The sequence below is a fragment of the Variovorax sp. VNK109 genome, assembly GCF_049445855.1.
Classification (GTDB): Bacteria; Pseudomonadota; Gammaproteobacteria; order Burkholderiales; family Burkholderiaceae_C; genus JAGOCV01.
Genome location: NZ_JBMSDV010000001.1, coordinates 1,084,190 through 1,101,882 on the forward strand (window position 1 = coordinate 1,084,190; position 17,693 = coordinate 1,101,882).

General features: G+C 65.0%; 15 protein-coding genes. 10 read left to right on the forward strand and 5 right to left on the reverse strand.

The annotated features are described in order from the left end of the window. Window positions 1-52: 52 nt before the first annotated feature. From ACO2Q9_RS05335 to serA, 4 genes are all read right to left on the reverse strand, one after another. On the reverse strand, window positions 53-469 hold the full coding sequence (locus tag ACO2Q9_RS05335; RefSeq protein ID WP_423309030.1) for a gamma-butyrobetaine hydroxylase-like domain-containing protein: 417 nt from the start codon (window positions 467-469) through the stop codon (window positions 53-55). Between the two features lie 46 nt (window positions 470-515). Further along, entirely contained in the window at window positions 516-911 is a 396-nt protein-coding gene (locus ACO2Q9_RS05340) for an HIT family protein (RefSeq protein WP_423309943.1), read from the reverse strand. Window positions 912-982: 71 nt separating this feature from the next. Beyond that, the gene (locus tag ACO2Q9_RS05345; RefSeq protein ID WP_423309032.1) at window positions 983-4,870 is read right to left on the reverse strand and encodes a DUF3683 domain-containing protein; all 3,888 of its coding nucleotides are present in this window, start codon (window positions 4,868-4,870) and stop codon (window positions 983-985) included. 92 nt (window positions 4,871-4,962) lie between these two features. Further along, window positions 4,963-6,192 carry a phosphoglycerate dehydrogenase gene (gene serA, locus ACO2Q9_RS05350; RefSeq protein WP_423309034.1) on the reverse strand — a complete coding sequence of 410 codons (1,230 nt, stop codon included), beginning with the start codon at window positions 6,190-6,192 and terminating at the stop codon, window positions 4,963-4,965. Between the two features lie 202 nt (window positions 6,193-6,394). On the opposite strand from serA, the gene ugpB reads away from it, so the two are divergent. The 5 genes from ugpB (at window position 6,395) to ugpQ (ending at window position 11,259) form a co-directional block, all read left to right on the forward strand. After that, on the forward strand, window positions 6,395-7,705 hold the full coding sequence (gene ugpB, locus ACO2Q9_RS05355) for a sn-glycerol-3-phosphate ABC transporter substrate-binding protein UgpB (protein ID WP_423309036.1): 1,311 nt from the start codon (window positions 6,395-6,397) through the stop codon (window positions 7,703-7,705). 64 nt (window positions 7,706-7,769) lie between these two features. Then, window positions 7,770-8,651 carry a sn-glycerol-3-phosphate ABC transporter permease UgpA gene (gene ugpA, locus ACO2Q9_RS05360; RefSeq protein ID WP_423309038.1) on the forward strand — a complete coding sequence of 294 codons (882 nt, stop codon included), beginning with the start codon at window positions 7,770-7,772 and terminating at the stop codon, window positions 8,649-8,651. A 1-nt stretch (window position 8,652) separates the two neighbouring features. Continuing rightward, on the forward strand, window positions 8,653-9,507 hold the full coding sequence (ugpE, locus tag ACO2Q9_RS05365; protein WP_423309040.1) for a sn-glycerol-3-phosphate ABC transporter permease UgpE: 855 nt from the start codon (window positions 8,653-8,655) through the stop codon (window positions 9,505-9,507). A 2-nt stretch (window positions 9,508-9,509) separates the two neighbouring features. Further along, entirely contained in the window at window positions 9,510-10,517 is a 1,008-nt protein-coding gene (locus ACO2Q9_RS05370) for a sn-glycerol-3-phosphate import ATP-binding protein UgpC (RefSeq protein ID WP_423309042.1), read from the forward strand. Window position 10,518: 1 nt separating this feature from the next. Continuing rightward, window positions 10,519-11,259, forward strand: a complete 741-nt coding sequence (gene ugpQ / locus ACO2Q9_RS05375) for a glycerophosphodiester phosphodiesterase (RefSeq protein ID WP_423309044.1) — start codon at window positions 10,519-10,521, stop codon at window positions 11,257-11,259. A 38-nt stretch (window positions 11,260-11,297) separates the two neighbouring features. On the opposite strand, the gene ACO2Q9_RS05380 is transcribed toward ugpQ, so the two are convergent. Beyond that, window positions 11,298-11,573, reverse strand: coding sequence for a hypothetical protein (locus ACO2Q9_RS05380; RefSeq protein ID WP_423309046.1), 276 nt, complete (start codon window positions 11,571-11,573; stop codon window positions 11,298-11,300). A 46-nt stretch (window positions 11,574-11,619) separates the two neighbouring features. Between ACO2Q9_RS05380 and hemA the strand changes: the two genes are divergently transcribed. The 5 genes from hemA (at window position 11,620) to fusA (ending at window position 17,630) form a co-directional block, all read left to right on the forward strand. Beyond that, a complete protein-coding gene (hemA, locus tag ACO2Q9_RS05385; RefSeq protein ID WP_423309048.1) occupies window positions 11,620-12,891 on the forward strand; it encodes a glutamyl-tRNA reductase in 1,272 nt (423 codons plus the stop codon). A 108-nt stretch (window positions 12,892-12,999) separates the two neighbouring features. Next, window positions 13,000-14,082: a peptide chain release factor 1 gene (prfA, locus tag ACO2Q9_RS05390; RefSeq protein ID WP_423309050.1), complete on the forward strand. Its 1,083-nt coding sequence runs from the start codon at window positions 13,000-13,002 to the stop codon at window positions 14,080-14,082. Then, entirely contained in the window at window positions 14,079-14,921 is an 843-nt protein-coding gene (gene prmC, locus ACO2Q9_RS05395) for a peptide chain release factor N(5)-glutamine methyltransferase (RefSeq protein ID WP_423309052.1), read from the forward strand. The genes prfA and prmC overlap by 4 nt, the downstream gene beginning before the upstream one ends. A 43-nt stretch (window positions 14,922-14,964) precedes the next feature. After that, the gene (gene grxD, locus ACO2Q9_RS05400; protein ID WP_423309054.1) at window positions 14,965-15,294 is read left to right on the forward strand and encodes a Grx4 family monothiol glutaredoxin; all 330 of its coding nucleotides are present in this window, start codon (window positions 14,965-14,967) and stop codon (window positions 15,292-15,294) included. Window positions 15,295-15,632: 338 nt separating this feature from the next. Continuing rightward, the gene (gene fusA, locus ACO2Q9_RS05405; protein ID WP_423309056.1) at window positions 15,633-17,630 is read left to right on the forward strand and encodes an elongation factor G; all 1,998 of its coding nucleotides are present in this window, start codon (window positions 15,633-15,635) and stop codon (window positions 17,628-17,630) included. Window positions 17,631-17,693: the final 63 nt, after the last annotated feature.

A 17,693-nucleotide genomic window follows, 5' to 3' on the forward strand; every position in this document is an offset into this window, starting at 1 on the left:
ACAACCCCGCACCAGATCGGGGAATTTGTCGCCTATTTGATGAAAGGAAAGCTCAGTGGTGATGGCCACAGCCGTGGCCACCGGCCTCGGGCATCGGGTCATCGCGCCCCACGCCGGCCGCCTCCAGCCGTGCGGCGTAGTCGGCCCACAGCTGCTCCTGCTGCGCGCCGAGGAAATACAGGTAGTCCCAGGAGAAGATGCCGCTGTCATGGCCATCGGAGAACGTGGGCTGCACCGCGTAGTTGCCCACCGGCGCCAGGCTTTCCAGGCCGACCATGCGCTTGCCGGTCTGCAGCACCTCCTGTCCGGGGCCGTGCCCCTGCACTTCGGCCGACGGCGAGTAGATACGCATCAGCTCCAGCGGGATGTGGAAATGCGCACCGTCGGAAAACGACACCTCGAGCTGGCGCGACTGGCCGTGGACGGTGATCGAAACGGGCGTCGGTGCCCCGCGCTGCAAGCCTGCCATATGGACGTCCTTCTGACGACTTTGTGGATGAACGTAACGGGCGATGCTAACGGAGACCGGCGACAGCCAGCGACTGCTTCATCGAAGCCTCCACCGCCGGCAGGGCCGCCTGCAAGGCGGCAATGCGATCTTGCGGCGCAGCATGGACCGCGACTGCCCAGACCGGTGACGGGAAGTGGCTGTCCCACCGGTAGCGCGCGATGACGTGCCAATGCAAGTGGGGCACCATGTTGCCGAGCGCAGCGAGGTTGATCTTGTCGGGTCGCAATCCTTCGGGAAGTGCGGTGCGCAGGGCGTGCTCGACCCGGACGACCACATCCATGCAGCGATTGCGCTCGTCGACCGACAGGTCGGAGAGTTCGGCGACGTGCGCGTCCCATACGACACGATAGAAGGCAGGGAAGCCTTCGGTCGAGGGCTCCGTCGCACGGATGACCCGCATCCCGCTGCCGGCGGCGACAAGCTCTCCGCCGACCGCGTCGCACAGGGGGCAGCCGGCTTGTCTGAGGACGCTCACACCAGGACCCGCTCGATGCCACCCGAGTTGGCGGCCTTCACGTAGTCGCCCATCCAGTCCTTGCCCAGGATCTGGCTGGCCATCTCGACCACGATGTAGTCGGCTTCGAGCAGGCCGTTGTCCAGATCGTTGCCGTAGCGGGACAACCCCTGCAGGCAGCTCGGGCAACTCGTGAGGATCTTCATGTCGGCTTTCTGGCCTTCGGCGACGCCGGTCTTCGCGCGGAGCGTGGCTTCGTTCTTCTTCAGCTCTTCTTCCTTGCGGAAGCGGATCTGCGTGGAGATGTCGGGCCGCGTCACGCCCAATGTGCCGGATTCGCCGCAGCAACGGTCGGACTTGAGCACGTTGTCGCCCGATGCATTGCCGACGAGGGCCTTCACCGTCTTCATCGGATCCTGCAGCTTCATCGGCGTGTGGCAGGGGTCGTGGTAGAGATAAGCGTCTTTCCCGTCGAGCTTGATGCCCTTTTCGAGCAGGTACTCGTGGATGTCGATGATGCGGCTGCCCGGGAAGATCTTGTCGAACTGGTAGCCCTGCAGCTGGTCGTAGCAGGTGCCGCAACTCACCACCACAGTCTTGATGTCCAGGTAGTTGAGCGTGTTGGCCACGCGGTGGAACAGCACGCGGTTGTCCGTGATGATCTTCTCGGCCTTGTCGAACTGGCCGCTGCCGCGCTGCGGATAACCACAACACAGGTAGCCCGGCGGCAGCACGGTCTGCACGCCCGCATGCCAGAGCATGGCCTGTGTGGCCAGGCCGACCTGCGAGAACAGGCGTTCGGAACCGCAACCCGGGAAATAGAACACCGCTTCCGTCTCGGACGTGGTGGCCTGCGGGTCGCGGATGATGGGCACGTAGTCCTTGTCCTCGATGTCCAGCAGCGCGCGCGCCGTCTTCTTCGGCAGGCCGCTGGGCATCTTCTTGTTGACGAAGTGGATCACCTGCTCCTTGATGGGTGCCGGGTGCAGCGTCGCGGGCGGATGTGCAGTCTGCCGGCGCGCGAGGCCACGCAGCAGGTCATGGGCGATGCGCTGGGCCTTGAAGCCGACGTCCACCATCGCCGTGCGCAGGAACTTGATGGTCTGCGGATTGGTGGCGTTCAGCATCAGCATCGCGGCCTTGTTGCCGGGGCGCAGCGACTTCTTGCCCATTTTGCGCAGCAGGTTGCGCATGTTCATCGACACGTCGCCGAAGTCGATCTTCACCGGGCACGGGGACAGGCATTTGTGGCACACCGTGCAGTGATCGGCGACATCCTCGAACTCTTCCCAGTGCTTGATGGATACACCGCGGCGCGTCTGTTCTTCGTACAGGAACGCCTCCACCAGCAGCGACGTGGCAAGAATCTTGTTGCGCGGGCTGTAGAGCAGATTGGCGCGCGGCACATGCGTGGCGCACACGGGTTTGCACTTGCCGCAACGCAGGCAGTCCTTCACGCTGTCGGCGATCGCACCGATGTCGCTCTGCTGCATGATCAGCGACTCGTGCCCCATCAGGCCGAAGCTCGGCGTGTAGGCGTTGGTCAGGTCGGCATAGAGGTATTCGTTGCCGAACGAGCCCGCTCGCAGCAGCTTGCCCTTGTTGAATCGGCCTTCGGGATCGACACGCTTCTTGTAGTCCTCGAAGGGCTGCAACTCCGCATCGCTCAGGAATTCAAGCTTGGTGATGCCGATGCCGTGCTCGCCCGAGATCACGCCGTCCAGCGAGCGCGCCAGCGCCATGATGCGCTTCACTGCTTCGTGCGCGGTCTGCAGCATCTCGTAGTTGTCGCTGTTGACGGGAATGTTGGTGTGCACGTTACCGTCGCCCGCGTGCATGTGCAGCGCGACCCAGACGCGGCCCTTGAGCACGCGCTGGTGGATGGCATTGCATTCGTCCAGCAGCGGCTTGAACGCGGCACCCGCGAAGATCTGCTGCAGCGGGGCGCGGATTTGCGTTTTCCAGCTCGCGCGCAGCGAATGGTCCTGCAGTTGTGGGAACAGGGTGTCCACGTCAGTCAGCCAACCGGCCCACAGCGCACGCACCTCACCCAGCAACGCAACGGCCTGCGCCACGCGGTCTTCCAGCAGTTCGGCCGACGGTATCTCGTTCGCGTCGTCGCTCTTGCCCAGCGGCAGGTTGCCACGCGTGAAGAAGGTTTCGAGTTCGTCGACCAGCTGCAGCTTGTTGCGCAGCGACAGCTCGATGTTGATGCGCTCGATGCCGTCGGTGTACTCGGCCATGCGTGGCAGCGGGATCACCACATCTTCATTGATCTTGAAGGCGTTGGTGTGGCGGCTGATGGCGGCCGTGCGCTTGCGGTCGAGCCAGAATTTCTTGCGCGCCTCGGCGCTGATGGCAATGAAGCCCTCGCCGCTGCGGGAGTTGGCGATGCGCACCACCTCGCTGGTCGCGCGCGCCACGTCGTCCGCGTTGTCGCCGACGATGTCGCCCACCAGCACCATCTTGGGCAGTCCGCCGCGCTTGGATTTGGTGGTGTAGCCGACCGCCTTCAGATAGCGGTCGTCCAGATGTTCCAGGCCCGCCAGCAGCACACCCGTGCGCTTCTGCTCGGCGAACATGAAGTCCTTGATCTCGACGATGCTGGGCACCGCGTCCTTGGCGTTGCCGAAGAACTCCAGGCACACGGTGCGCGTGTGCTCGGGCATGCGATGCACCACCCAGCGCGCGCTGGTGATCAGGCCGTCCGTGCCTTCCTTCTGGATGCCCGGCAGGCCGGCCAGGAACTTGTCGGTCACGTCCTTGCCGAGGCCTTCCTTGCGGAAGGTCGAGCCCGGTATGTCGAGCCGTTCGGTGCGCAGCGGCGTCTTGCCGTCGGCCGCGTAGTAATTCAGCTGGAAGCTCGCGACTTCCACGTCATGGATCTTGCCGAGGTTGTGGTTCAGGCGAACCACCTCGAGCCATTCGGCCTGCGGCGTCACCATGCGCCACGAGGCCAGGTTGTCGAGCGCCGTCCCCCAGAGCACGGCCTTCTTGCCGCCAGCGTTCATCGCCACGTTGCCGCCGATGCACGAGGCTTCGGCCGACGTCGGGTCCACCGCGAAGACGAAGCCACCACGCTCGGCGGCATCGGCCACGCGCTGTGTGACCACGCCGGCTTCGGTCCAGATCGTCGGCACCAGGCCTTCGACGCCCGGCAGCGCGACCTTCTCGACTTCGGTCATCGCCTCCAGCTTCTCGGTGTTGATGACCACGCTGCGCCACGTCAGCGGAATCGCGCCGCCGGTGTAGCCGGTGCCGCCGCCGCGCGGGATGATGGTCAGGCCCAACTCGATGCTGGCGCGCACCAGCGCAGCCATCTCGGCCTCGGTGTCGGGAATCAGCACCACGAACGGGTACTCGACGCGCCAGTCGGTCGCGTCGGTCACGTGCGACACGCGCGACAGGCCGTCGAAGCGGATGTTGTCGTGCGCCGTGTGCTTGCGCAGCACGCGCTGGGCGCGACGGCGCAGTTCGGCGGTCTCCTCGAAGCGGGCGCCGAAGGCATTGACCGCCTTGTTCGCCTCGGCCAGCAGCTCGCCCACCAGGGCGTCGCGCTCCGCGTCCACGCCGGGCGTGCGGCGCTTCTCGACCTCGGCCAGGCGGTGGCGCAGCGCGTCCACGAGTTGCCGGCGACGCTTGGGGTTGTCGAGCAGGTCGTCCTGCAGGTAAGGATTGCGCTGCACGACCCAGATGTCGCCCAGCACTTCATAGAGCATGCGGGCCGAGCGGCCGGTGCGGCGCTCGCCGCGCAACCCATCGAGCAGGTCCCAGGCCCGGGAGCCCAGCAGCCGGATCACGATCTCCCGGTCGGAGAAGCTCGTGTAGTTGTAGGGGATCTCACGCAGTCGGACAGGTTCATCGACCTGAGACAACAGCGCTGTAAGCGCGGTCGGTGCATTCATGGGGCTGTCTTATGCCCCGGGCCAGGCGCGTCGCGCCCGCAGCGCCGGGGAGGCGCGATTTTAAGTCAGCCCTGCATTTTTGCCCGAAAGCGCTAGAACAGCACCCGGCTGCGGATCGTGCCGGGCACCTGGGCCAGCTTTTCCTGCGCCACGTCGGATGAGGCGGCGTCGATGTCGGTCACCACGTAGCCGATCTTCTCGTTGGTCTGGAGGAATTGCGAGGAGATGTTGACGTTGTTTTCCGAGAAGATGCGGTTGATCTCCGACAGCACGCCAGGCACGTTGCGATGGATGTGCAGCAGGCGGTGCTTGCCCGGGTGGGCCGGCAGCGCGACTTCAGGAAAGTTCACTGAAGAGGTCGTCGTGCCGTTGTCGCTGTACTTGACCAGCTTTTCCGCCACTTCCAGGCCGATGTTGGCCTGCGCCTCGATGGTGGAACCACCGATGTGCGGCGTGAGGATGACGTTGTCCAGCCCGCGCAGGGGCGACTCGAACGAATCCTTGTTGCTGCGCGGCTCGACGGGAAACACATCCACCGCCGCGCCCAGCAGCTTGCCGCTTTTCACACCATCGGCCAGTGCGTCGATATCGACGACGGTGCCGCGCGAGGCATTGATCAGGATCGAGCCCTGCTTCATGGCGGCGATCTGTGCCGCGCCGATCATCCACTGCGTGGCCTGCGTCTCCGGCACGTGCAACGTGACGATATCGCTGGTCGCCAGCAGTTCGTCCAGGCTGCCGATCTGGCGGGCGTTGCCCAGCGGCAGCTTGGTCACCACATCGTAGAAAGCCACATGCATGCCCAGCGCCTCGGCCAACACCGACAGCTGGGTGCCGATCGAGCCGTAGCCCACGACGCCGAGCGTCTTTCCACGGATTTCGAAGGAGTTGTCGGCGGATTTCAGCCAGCCGCCACGATGCGCGGACGCATTGCGCGCCGGCACGCCGCGCAGCAGCAGGATGGCTTCGGCCAGCACCAGCTCGGCCACGGAACGGGTGTTGGAATACGGCGCGTTGAATACAACGATGCCGCGTTCACGGGCCGCGCCCAGGTCCACCTGGTTGGTACCGATGCAGAAGCAGCCGACAGCAACCATCTTTTGGGCGTGAGCGAACACTTCTTCGGTCAGCTGCGTGCGCGAGCGGATGCCGAGGAAATGCACATCGGCGATCTTCTCGGCCAGCGCCGCGCCTTCCAGCGCGCCGGGCAGGGTTTCGATATTCGTGTAACCCGCGGAACGGAGCACCTCGACGGCGGAGGGATGGATGCCCTCCAGCAGCAGGAATTTGATCTTGCTCTTGTCCAGCGAGGTCTTGGTCATCGAGAAAACAGTTCCGGTTAGCCGACTAAAACAGTCAACCAAAATAGTAGCATGCTGCGCCGCAGCACGCGCTCACGAGGGACAAGAGGGGTTTTCCCGCTTTGCCCCTTCGCGGCTCTATGGCGAAATAAAAATGAAACAAATCCGTCATAAACGGGGGCTAGCATCCCCTGAGCTTTTCCATCCAAGCCACAGGAGCAATATGAAATTCCGTATCCTGGCAGCCAGTGCTGCCGTTGCCGCGACCCTGGCCACCCCGGCCATGGCGCAAACCGAAGTCCAATGGTGGCATTCGATGGGCGGCGCCCTCGGCGAATGGGTCAATGACCTTGCCAAGGACTTCAACGCCAGCCAGAAGGACTACAAGATCACGCCGACCTTCAAGGGCAGCTACGCCGAGTCCATGACGGCCGGCATCGCCGCCTACCGCGCAGGCAATGCCCCCCACATGATCCAGGTGTTCGAAGTGGGTACCGCCACCATGATGGCTGCCAAGGGCGCCATCGTCCCGGTCGCCAAGGTCATGACCGACGCCGGCCTGAAATTCGACCCGAGCATCTACGTTCCCGCCGTTGCCGGTTACTACACGGCGCCCAATGGCCAGATGCTGAGCTACCCGTTCAACAGCTCCACGCCGGTCTTCCACTACAACAAGGACGCCTTCAAGGCCGCCGGCCTCGATCCCGAGAAGCCGCCCACGACCTGGCCTGAAGTTGCATTGGCTGCGGCCAAGCTCAAGGCATCCGGCCACAAGTGCCCGTTCACCACCAGCTGGATCAGCTGGACGCAGCTGGAAAGCTTCTCGGCCTGGCACAACGTGCTGTATTCGAGCATGAACAATGGTTTTGGCGGCACCGGCACTCGACTGGCCTTCAACAGCCCGCTGCACGTGCGCCACATCGAAAACCTGGCCAACATGGCCAAGAGCGGCCTGTTCGTCTACAAGGGCCGTGAGAACAAGGCCGACGCCACATTCGTCTCCGGCGAATGCGCCATGGCCACCGGCTCGTCGGCCCTGGCCGGCAGCGTGAAGCGCAACAGCAAGTTCGGCTACGGCACGGGCACCCTGCCCTACTACCCGGACGTTCCGGGCGCTCCGCAGAACACCGTGATCGGCGGCGCCAGCATCTGGGTGATGGCTGGCAAGAAGCCCGAGGAATACAAGGCTGTGGCCGCGTTCCTGAACTACCTGTCCAAGCCTGAAGTGGCTGCAGCCAGCCACCAGCGTACCGGGTACCTGCCCGTGACGAAAGCTTCCTTCGACCTGACGGAGAAGTCCGGCTTCTACAAGCAGAACCCCGGCGCCGACGTGTCCGTGAACCAGATGATCCGCAAGACCACCGACAAGTCGCGCGGCGTGCGCCTTGGCAACTTCGTGCAGATCCGCACCATCATCGACGAGGAACTCGAAGGCGTGTGGCAAGGGACGAAGCAGCCCAAGGAGGCGCTGGACAACGCCGTCAAGCGCGGCAACGAACAGCTCGAGCGCTTCCAGGCAGCCAACAAAGGCTAAACTGGCCGCCCGATCTCAACGGCAATGACAAGGCCCTGCGGGGCCTTGTTTCGTCTCTGCTGTCATGGAAAAAAGAGTCCTGTTCAAATCGTCGTGGTTGCCCTGGGCGCTGATCGCGCCGCAGATGGCGATCATCCTGGTGTTCTTCTTCTGGCCCGCCGGCCAGGCCCTTTACCAAAGCGTGCTTCAGGAAGACGCGTTCGGCGCAAGCCGTGAGTTCGTGGGCCTGGACAATTTCCGGCGCCTGTTCGCCGACCCGTCCTACATGGACTCGTTCCGCATCACCGCCATTTTCTCGGCGCTGGTGGCAGTCGGCGGCCTGGCGCTGTCGCTGCTGCTGGCGGTCATGGCCAACCGTGTGGTCCGCGCGGCCGGGCTCTACAAGACGTTGCTGATCTGGCCCTACGCCGTCGCCCCCGTGGTGGCCGGCGTGCTCTGGCTGATGATGTTCGCCTCGCCCTACGGCGTGATCCGCTACGCGCTCATCGAGATGGGCTTCGAGTGGAACCATCTGCTCAACGGCAAACATGCCATGGCGCTGATCGTGATGGCGTCCATCTGGAAGTACATCTCCTACAACTTCCTGTTCTTCCTCGCCGGTCTTCAATCGATCCCGCAGTCGCTGATCGAGGCCGCCACCATCGACGGGGCGACGCCGTGGCGTCGTTTCTGGACCATCGTGTTCCCGCTGCTCTCGCCCACCACGTTCTTCCTGCTGGTGATCAACGTCGTCCATGCATTCTTCGAGACCTTTGCCATCGTCGATGCGGCGACCGGCGGCGGCCCCGGCAAGGACACGGCCATCCTGGTCTACAAGGTCTACTACGACGGCTTCAAGGCCATGGACATCAACGGATCCGCCGCGCAGTCGGTGGTGCTGATGCTCATCGTGATCGCGCTGACCGTCATCCAGTTCAAGTTCGTCGAGAAGAAGGTGCATTACTGACATGATCGAACGCCGCCCCTTCCTCGACTTCGTCTCCCACGCCATCCTCATCCTCGGGGTGATCGTGGTGTTCTTCCCGATTTACGTCACCTTCGTCGGCTCGACGCAGACGGCGCAGGAGATCAGTTCCGCCAATCCGATCTCGCTGATCCCCGGCAGCAATTTTGTCGAGAGCTACCGGTTCGCGCTGTTCGGCGGCAAAACCGAGGCAGGTGCCACCGTCGCGCCTGCCCTGCCCATGATGGGCATCAGCCTCGCCAGCGCACTGATCATCGCCATCGGCAAGATCGCCATCTCGCTGCTGTCGGCCTTCGCCATCGTGTATTTCCGCTTCCCGTTCAAGAACCTCGTGTTCTGGATGATCTTCGTCACGCTGATGCTGCCGGTGGAAGTGCGCATCGGCCCGACCTACGAAGTCGTTTCCGACCTGAAGATGCTCAACACCATGTCGGGCCTGACCATTCCGCTCATCGCCTCCGCCACGGCCACGTTCCTGTTCCGCCAGTTCTTCATGACAGTGCCGGACGAACTGGTGGAGGCCGCCCGCATCGACGGCGCAGGTCCCATGCGTTTCTTCAAGGACGTACTGCTGCCGCTGTCGAAGACGTCGATGGCCGCACTCTTCGTCATCCAGTTCATCTACGGCTGGAACCAGTACCTGTGGCCGCTGCTGGTGACCACGGACGAGAAGATGTACCCCATCGTCATGGGCATCAAGCGCCTCATCTCCGGTGAGGTCTATGTCGAATGGAACGTGGTGATGGCCACCGCCATCCTCGCAATGTTGCCGCCGGCGGTGGTGGTGATCCTGATGCAGAAGTGGTTCGTCAAGGGCCTCGTCGATACGGAAAAATAAAAATGGCTTCCATCTCTCTACGCAACGTCGTCAAGAAGTACGGCAAGGGCAAGAACGAACTGCAGGTGATCCACGGCGTGAATGCCGAGATCGACGACCACGAGTTCATCGTGATCGTCGGCCCGTCGGGCTGCGGCAAGTCCACGCTGCTGCGCATGGTGGCCGGCCTGGAGGAAATCTCGGGCGGCGAGATCGCCATCGGCAACCGCGTGGTCAACGATCTCGAACCTGCCGAACGCGACATCGCCATGGTGTTCCAGAACTACGCGCTGTACCCGCACATGAGCGTGTTCGAGAACATGGCCTATGGCTTGAAGATCAAGAAGACACCGCTGGACGAAATCAAGGCGCGCGTCGACAAGGCCGCAAAGATCCTCGAACTCGGCCATCTGCTCGAACGCAAGCCGCGACAGCTCTCCGGCGGCCAGCGCCAGCGTGTCGCCATGGGCCGCGCCATCGTGCGTCAACCCCAGGTGTTCCTGTTCGACGAACCGCTGTCCAACCTGGACGCCAAGCTGCGCGCACAGACACGGCTGGAGATCCAGAAGCTGCACCGAGAACTGGGCATCACATCGCTGTTCGTCACGCATGACCAGGTGGAGGCCATGACGCTCGCCCAGCGCGTGATCGTCATGAACGCCGGAGTGATGGAGCAGTTCGGCACGCCCGAAGAGGTGTATGCCCGTCCCGCATCCACGTTCGTTGCCAGCTTCATCGGTTCGCCGCCCATGAACCTGCTCAAGACGGTGCCCGGCAGCCGTGAAGGTGCCATCCTGGGCATCCGCCCCGAGCACCTGAACATCGGCAGCACCGGCACTTGGGAAGCCGTGGTGGAAACCACCGAACTGCTGGGTGCTGAAAAGCTGATCTACGTGCGTGTGGGTGGCGAGCAGCTGATCGTGCGCAGCGATGAGTCGGTGGCCGTGCCGCAGCCCGGCTCGACCCTGTATCTGACGCCACGCGCGGACCGCGTGCACTGGTTCGACGCTGCGTCCGGCAAGCGCATCTGACATGGACCTGCCGCACTGGCCCTACCCGCGCTGGATCGCGCACCGCGGCGCCGGCAAGCTGGCGCCGGAGAACACGCTGGCAGCCTTCCGCCACGGCGCACGCCACGGCTACCGCATGTTCGAATGCGATGCCAAGCTGAGCAGTGATGGGGTCGTCTTCCTGATGCACGACGCCACGCTGGAACGCACCACCAGCGGCCACGGCACGGGCGGCGACCTGCCCTGGAGCCAGCTCGCACAACTGGATGCCGGCAGCTGGCACTCCCGCGAATTTGCGGGCGAGCCACTGCCCACGCTGGAGAACGTGGCGCGCTTTTGCATCCGCAACGGCTACTTCCTCAACATCGAGATCAAACCGACCCCGGGCCAGGAAGACCGCACCGGCCGCATCGTCGGCGAGCAGGCCGCGCAACTCTGGAAAGACCAGGCGGTGCCGCCCTTGCTCACCTCGTTCCGTCCCGAATCGCTGGCAGGTGCCATGACCACGGCCGCGCACCTGCCGCGCGGCCTGCTGATCGACAGCTGGTGGGACGGCTGCTGGGACTACGCGAAAAAATTGCAATGCGTCGCCATCGACTGCAACCAGGCGCTGTGGAACGAGGAGACCGTCGGCCGCGCGAAATCGCTCGGCTACCGGACGCTGAGCTACACGGTCAATGACGAATGGGCCGCAGAGCGGTTGGTGAGCCTTCAGACCGACGGGATCATCACCGATCGCGTGGACCTCTTCTCCCCCGCCTGATCAGGCCTGCAGCCGTTCTTCAGGCCAGGTGACAAGGCCTACTTGCGCCAGGCTCGGACCAGCACCCAATGGCCAGTTGCGCAAACCACGACCAGGGCCGCGTAGGTCGCCATCTTGCCGTCGCGGCCGAACCACCACAGCCCCCCGGCCAGCACGACCGTACCCAGCAGGAACAGCAGCAAAGCCAGCATCCACCAGCGGGGCGCCCCCGATGAACGGGCCATCAGCCGGCCTCCCAAAGCCAGTGCCAGCGCCACGAAAGCGGCGGGCGCCACAAAGTTCAGCAGGTGGTCGAAAAGCCCGAGAAAGCCCAAAAGTCAGCTCCAGCAAGGGGAAGACGGCAAATTTTATAATCTCGGGATGGCTGTCTGGGCATTGGGTCTCAATCACACGACTGCGCCGCTCGATCTGCGCGGCCGCTTCGCCTATGCCGCCGACCAGTTGGAGCCCGTTCTGCACGGCCTTCGCTCCACGCTGAACCGCCGTCCGGAGACGGCCATCGTTTCCACCTGCAATCGCACCGAAATCTACTGTGCCGGCGATCTGGGCGACCGCGAACGCACGCTCGACTGGCTGGCCAACAGCGGCGGCGTTTCCCCGGCACTGCTGCGTTCGCATGCCTATGCGCTGGAAGACGGGCAGGCCGCGCGCCACGCTTTCCGCGTCGCCAGCGGGCTCGATTCCATGGTGCTGGGTGAGCCGCAGATCCTCGGTCAGATGAAAGACGCGGTGCGCGCCGCCGAAGCGGCAGGCGCAATGGGCACCACACTCAACCAGTTGTTCCAGCGTTCGTTTGCTGTCGCCAAGGAAGTGCGCACCTCCACCGAGATCGGCGCGCATTCCATCAGCATGGCCGCCGCCGCCGTGCGCCTGGCCGGGCAACTCTTCGAAGACATCGGCCAGATCCGCGTTCTGTTCATCGGCGCGGGCGAAATGATCGAGTTGGCGGCCACGCACTTCGCGGCGAAGAACCCGAAGTCCATCGCCATCGCCAACCGCACGCTCGAACGAGGCGAGAAGCTGGCTGCGCGCTTCGGCGCGGACGTGATGCGCCTGGCCGATCTGCCCAGCCGCCTGCACGAATTCGACGCTGTCGTCAGTTGCACAGCGAGCACGCTGCCCATCATTGGCCTCGGTGCCGTGGAGCGCGCGCTGAAGGTGCGCCGCCACCGCCCGATCTTCATGGTCGACCTCGCGGTGCCGCGTGACATCGAGCCCGAGGTCAAGGGCCTCGAAGACGTCTACTTGTACACGGTGGACGATCTGGCCGGCGTGGTGCAGACTGCGCAGGCGAGCCGGCAGGCCGCGGTCGCTCAGGCCGAAGCCATCATCGATGCCGGCGTGCAGAGCTTCATGCACTGGATGGACCAGCGCGATCCGGTCCGCGGCGTCGTGCCCCTGATCCAGCAACTGAACGCGCAGACGGACGAATGGCGCGCACTGGAAATTGCCCGCGCGCGCAAGCTGCTGGCCAAGGGCGAGAACATCGAGGCCGTGCTCGAAGCCATGTCGCGCGGCCTCACGCAGAAGATGCTGCATGGTGCGCTGGCCGAACTGCATTCGGCCGACGCCGAGCATCGCGAACAGACCACGGAAGCGATCTCGCGCCTGTTCCTTCGCCGCGAGCGTTAGCGGACGCAGCACCTGCGGCCCTGTCGCAACCGCCCTCCGGAGCGGCACCTCTTTTCCGGATACGGTCCCGCCTTTTCGCCCCCGCCCTGACAGGGAGTTCCCGACGCCATGAAGCCCTTTCTCCGCAGCCAGCTCGAACGCTATGCACAGCGCCTGTCCGAGCTCGACTTCCTGCTCTCGCGCGAGGACATCATGGCCGACATGAAGCAGTTCATGGCGCTGTCGCGCGAGCACGCCGAGGTGACGCAGATCGCGGGGCGTTATGTGCGCTACCAGCAGCGCGAGGCCGATCTCGCCGCCGCGCAGGAGATGCTGGCAGACGCAGACATGGCCGAGATGGCGCGTGAGGAGATTGACGCCGCGCGAGCCGACATCGGCACGCTCGAAGCCGAGTTGCAGCGGCTGCTTCTGCCGCGTGATCCGGACGATGCGCGCAATGCCTTCCTCGAAATACGCGCCGGCACCGGCGGCGACGAGTCGGCCTTGTTCGCCGGCGACCTGCTGCGCATGTACACGCGCTTCGCCGAAAGCCAGGGCTGGAAAGCCGAACTGCTCAGCGAGTCGCCCAGCGAACTCGGCGGCTTCAAGGAAGTCGTGCTGCGCGTGGAGGGCGACAGCGTCTACGGCCAGTTGCGTTTCGAATCGGGCGGTCACCGCGTGCAGCGTGTGCCCGCCACCGAAACACAGGGCCGCATCCACACCAGCGCCTGCACCGTGGCCGTGCTGCCCGAACCCGACGAGGCGCAGGCCGTCCAGATCAACCCTGCCGACCTGCGCATCGACACCTTCCGCGCATCGGGCGCAGGCGGCCAGCACATCAACAAGACCGACTCGGCCGTGCGCATCACGCACATCCCGACAGGCATCGTCGCCGAGTGCCAGGACGACCGCTCGCAACACCGCAACAAGGCCAAGGCGCTGCAGGTGCTGTCCGCCCGCATCCAGGAAAAGGAGCGCAGCGAACAGGCCGCCAAGGACGCCGCGATGCGCAAGGGACTCATCGGCTCGGGCGACCGCAGCGACCGCATCCGCACCTACAACTTCCCCCAGGGCCGGCTCACCGACCACCGCATCAACCTCACGCTGTACAAGCTCGGTTTCATCATGGAGGGCGACCTGCGCGAAGTGGTGCAGGCGCTGCAGCATGCGCGCGAAGCGGAGCAACTGGCGGAACTCGAGGTGACGGCGTGAACGATGCGGTTTCGACGGTCCAGCAGGCACTGCAGGCCGCGCGCGCGCTGGGTCTGGACCGGCTGGAGGCACAGCACCTGTTGCTTCATGCACTCGGCAAGTCGCCCGCCGAACGGGCCTGGCTGCTTGCGCATGATGTAGACGCGCTGCCAGCGGATGCACACGACCGCTTCACGACGCTCTACACCCGCCGGGCTTCAGGCGAGCCGCTGGCGTACATCACGGGTCGGCAGGCGTTCTATGGCCTGGATCTGCACGTCGACCCACGCGTGCTGATCCCGCGCCCCGACACCGAGACACTGGTGGACTGGGCGCTGGCGCTGATGACCGGCATGGCCGCGCCTCGCGTGCTGGATCTCGGAACCGGCAGTGGCGCCATCGCGCTGGCCATTCGCCACCAACGGCCGGATGCCACCGTCACCGCCGTCGATGCCAGTCACGACGCGCTTGCCGTGGCCCGTGCCAACGCGACGCAACTCGGCCTGACCATCGACTTCCGCCACGGCCACTGGCTGGACGGCGTCGAGGGCAATTTCGACCTGATCGTCTCCAACCCGCCGTACATCGCCAACGGCGATGTCCACCTGCCGGGTCTGGCGCACGAGCCCCGGTCGGCACTCACGAGCGGCACCGATGGACTGGATGACCTGCGCGAAATCGTCTCGGCCGCGCCCTCGCATCTGTCCCCCGGCGGCTGGCTGCTGCTCGAACATGGCTGGGACCAGGCTGCGGCCGTACGTCCACTTCTGGCCGGCCACGGCTTCACCGAAGTGACGAGCCGCAAGGACCTTGCGGGCATTGAGCGCTGTTCGGGCGGAAAACGTCCGGTGCTGGGATAATCGGGCTGTTTCCGTTTTCCGCAGATTCGGCCAGGAGCACCCCATGAGCGACACCCAGCAACGTATCGACGACCTCGTCAAAGGCAGCGACATCGTCCTTTTCATGAAGGGCAATGCGAGCTTCCCCATGTGTGGCTTCTCGGGCCGCGCCATCCAGATCCTCAAAGCGGTCGGCGTGGACACGAAGACGCTCAAGACCGTGAACGTGCTGGACGACGCCGAAGTCCGCCAGGGCATCAAGGAATACTCCAACTGGCCGACGATTCCGCAGCTCTACGTGAAGGGCGAATTCGTCGGCGGCTCGGACATCATGATGGAGATGTACGAGAGTGGCGAATTGCAGCAACTGCTGGGCGAATCCGCCAGCCACTGAACAAGACCTGCGTGCACGGCGGGCCTTGAACCAGGCCCCGTGAACCCCACTTGAGGAACCCGGAGCCGGTGACAACCGTTCCGGGTTTTGTGCTTTTTGACTCTGAAAAGACTGATATGCGTACCTACGACAAGCTGATCGCGACGATTCAGGCCCGCCAAGGCACGGCGGGCCTGCGCACGTGCATTGGCGTTGCCCGGTACGCCGGCTCCCCGCGAGCCGCCTTGCGTACCCGCGCCCAGGCCATCGGCTAGCCCGCGGCGGATCCGCCCGGAGCCAGCCGCTTCGGGACCATGAGCCCACCCGTCAACGGGCTCCTGACAAGACAAGGATCCGCCATGACCACCCCTCGCCAACTCCGCAACATCGGCATCATTGCCCACGTGGACGCGGGCAAGACCACGACCACCGAACGCATCCTGTTCTATACAGGGCAAACGCACCGTGTCGGCGAAGTGCACGATGGCAACACCACGATGGACTTCGACCCGCAGGAGCGCCAGCGCGGCATCACCATCAACAGCGCAGCCACGACCGTGTTCTGGCGCGGGGCGCAGCTCAACGTCATCGACACGCCCGGCCACATCGACTTCAACATCGAGGTGCGGCGTTCGCTGCGCGTGCTCGACGGTGCCGTCGTCGTGTTCGACGGCGTGGCCGGCGTGGAGCCGCAGACCGAGACCAACTGGCGGCTGGCCGACCAGTACCGCGTGCCGCGCATTGCCTTCATCAACAAGCTCGACCGCACGGGCGCGGACTTCCTGCGCGTGGTCGGCATGATGCAGGAGCGTCTGGGCACCCGGCCACTGGCGATGCAATTGCCGTGGGGCAGCGAAGCCGGCTTCCGTGGCGTGGTCGACCTGCTGCGCATGCGTGCGCTGTCGTGGACCGGCGATGCCGGAGCACCCGCGACCGAGCACGACATTCCGCCCGAATTGCAGGCGCAAGCCCAGCTGTGGCGCGACCGGCTGGTGGAAGCCGCCGTGGAGCAGGACGACGACGCGCTGCGCGCGTGGCTGGAAGGCACCGTGCCCGACGCCGCTCAACTGGCTGCGTGCATCCGCAAGGGCACGCTGGCCGGTGCGCTGGTGCCCGTGTTCGCGGGCTCCGCGTTCCGCAACCGTGGCGTGGAGCCGTTGCTCGACGCCGTGGTGGACTACCTGCCCGCTCCCGGTGAAGTGGCTGGCACGGACCAGCCCGCATCGGACGCGGGTGGCCCGCTGGCCGCGCTCGCCTTCAAGGTGGTGACGGACGACCACGGCGCGCTGACCTTCCTGCGTGTGTACCGCGGGCGTCTGCGCGCGGGCGACACCGTGCTCAACGCGACGACGGGCGAGCGCGAGCGCGTTTCGCGCCTGTACGAAATGCATGCGGACAAGCGCGAGGAGCGCGATCTGCTGCAGGCCGGCGACATCGCCGCCGTCGTGGGCCTGAAAAACACGCTGACCGGCCACACGCTGAGCGACGTTGCGCACCCGCTGGTGCTGGAGGAAATCTCAGCGCCCGAGCCGGTGATCGACATGGCGGTGGAGCCGAAGACGCAGAACGACCAGCAGATGCTCTCGAAAGCGCTGCAGGCCCTCGTGCGCGAGGACCCGAGCCTGCGCGTGCGGCAAGACGCCGAGTCCGGGCAGACCATCCTGTCCGGCATGGGTGAACTGCAGCTCGAAGTGACGCTGGAGAAGCTGCGCACGCGACATCGTGTGGAGGTGTCGGTGGGCGCGCCACAGGTGGCCATGCGCGAGACGATCACGCGCACGGCAGAGGTGCGCCACACGCACAAGAAGCAGAGCGGCGGCCCCGGCCAGTTCGCCGAGGTGCAGTTGCGTCTGGAGCCGCTGGCGCGTGGCGAAGGCCTGCGTTTCGAGAGTCGCATCACCGGCGGCGCGATTCCCCGCGAGTTCATTCCTGCGGTGGAAGCGGGCGTACGCCGCGCGGCGCAGACGGGTGTGCTGGCGGGTCATGCAACCGTGGACTTTGCCGTCACGCTGCTGGACGGTGCCTTTCACGAGAAGGACTCGTCGGCGCTGGCGTTCGAGCTGGCAGGCGCGGCGGCTTTCCGTGAGGCCGCGATCGCCGCCGGGCCCGTGGTGCTGGAGCCGGTGATGGCAGTGGAGGTGATCACGCCCGCCGACTACCTGGGCGACGTGATCGGCGACCTGAACCGCCGCCGGGGCCTGGTGCGGGGGCAGGACGCCCTCGACTCGGCATCGGTGGTGACGGCCCACGTGCCGCTGGCGGCGATGTTCGGCTACATCGGGCAATTGCGTGCGCTGTCGTCCGGACGCGCGCAGTATGCGATGCAGTTCGACCACTACGCCACTGCACCAGCGTAAGCCATCGAGGTCGTTCTGGAGGGGTGGATCACGGGATCCACCCCTTTTTTTTGTAACACCCAT

What these genes read in the sequence shown, in the direction of transcription:
- ACO2Q9_RS05335 (WP_423309030.1), bottom strand. Translation starts at nt 469, where the DNA reads ATGGCAGGCTTGCAGCGCGGGGCACCGACGCCCGTTTCGATCACCGTC.
- ACO2Q9_RS05340 (WP_423309943.1), bottom strand. Translation starts at nt 911, where the DNA reads ATGCGGGTCATCCGTGCGACGGAGCCCTCGACCGAAGGCTTCCCTGCC.
- ACO2Q9_RS05345 (WP_423309032.1), bottom strand. Translation starts at nt 4,870, where the DNA reads ATGAATGCACCGACCGCGCTTACAGCGCTGTTGTCTCAGGTCGATGAA.
- serA (WP_423309034.1), bottom strand. Translation starts at nt 6,192, where the DNA reads ATGACCAAGACCTCGCTGGACAAGAGCAAGATCAAATTCCTGCTGCTG.
- ugpB (WP_423309036.1), top strand. Translation starts at nt 6,395, where the DNA reads ATGAAATTCCGTATCCTGGCAGCCAGTGCTGCCGTTGCCGCGACCCTG.
- ugpA (WP_423309038.1), top strand. Translation starts at nt 7,770, where the DNA reads ATGGAAAAAAGAGTCCTGTTCAAATCGTCGTGGTTGCCCTGGGCGCTG.
- ugpE (WP_423309040.1), top strand. Translation starts at nt 8,653, where the DNA reads ATGATCGAACGCCGCCCCTTCCTCGACTTCGTCTCCCACGCCATCCTC.
- ACO2Q9_RS05370 (WP_423309042.1), top strand. Translation starts at nt 9,510, where the DNA reads ATGGCTTCCATCTCTCTACGCAACGTCGTCAAGAAGTACGGCAAGGGC.
- ugpQ (WP_423309044.1), top strand. Translation starts at nt 10,519, where the DNA reads ATGGACCTGCCGCACTGGCCCTACCCGCGCTGGATCGCGCACCGCGGC.
- hemA (WP_423309048.1), top strand. Translation starts at nt 11,620, where the DNA reads ATGGCTGTCTGGGCATTGGGTCTCAATCACACGACTGCGCCGCTCGAT.
- prfA (WP_423309050.1), top strand. Translation starts at nt 13,000, where the DNA reads ATGAAGCCCTTTCTCCGCAGCCAGCTCGAACGCTATGCACAGCGCCTG.
- grxD (WP_423309054.1), top strand. Translation starts at nt 14,965, where the DNA reads ATGAGCGACACCCAGCAACGTATCGACGACCTCGTCAAAGGCAGCGAC.
- fusA (WP_423309056.1), top strand. Translation starts at nt 15,633, where the DNA reads ATGACCACCCCTCGCCAACTCCGCAACATCGGCATCATTGCCCACGTG.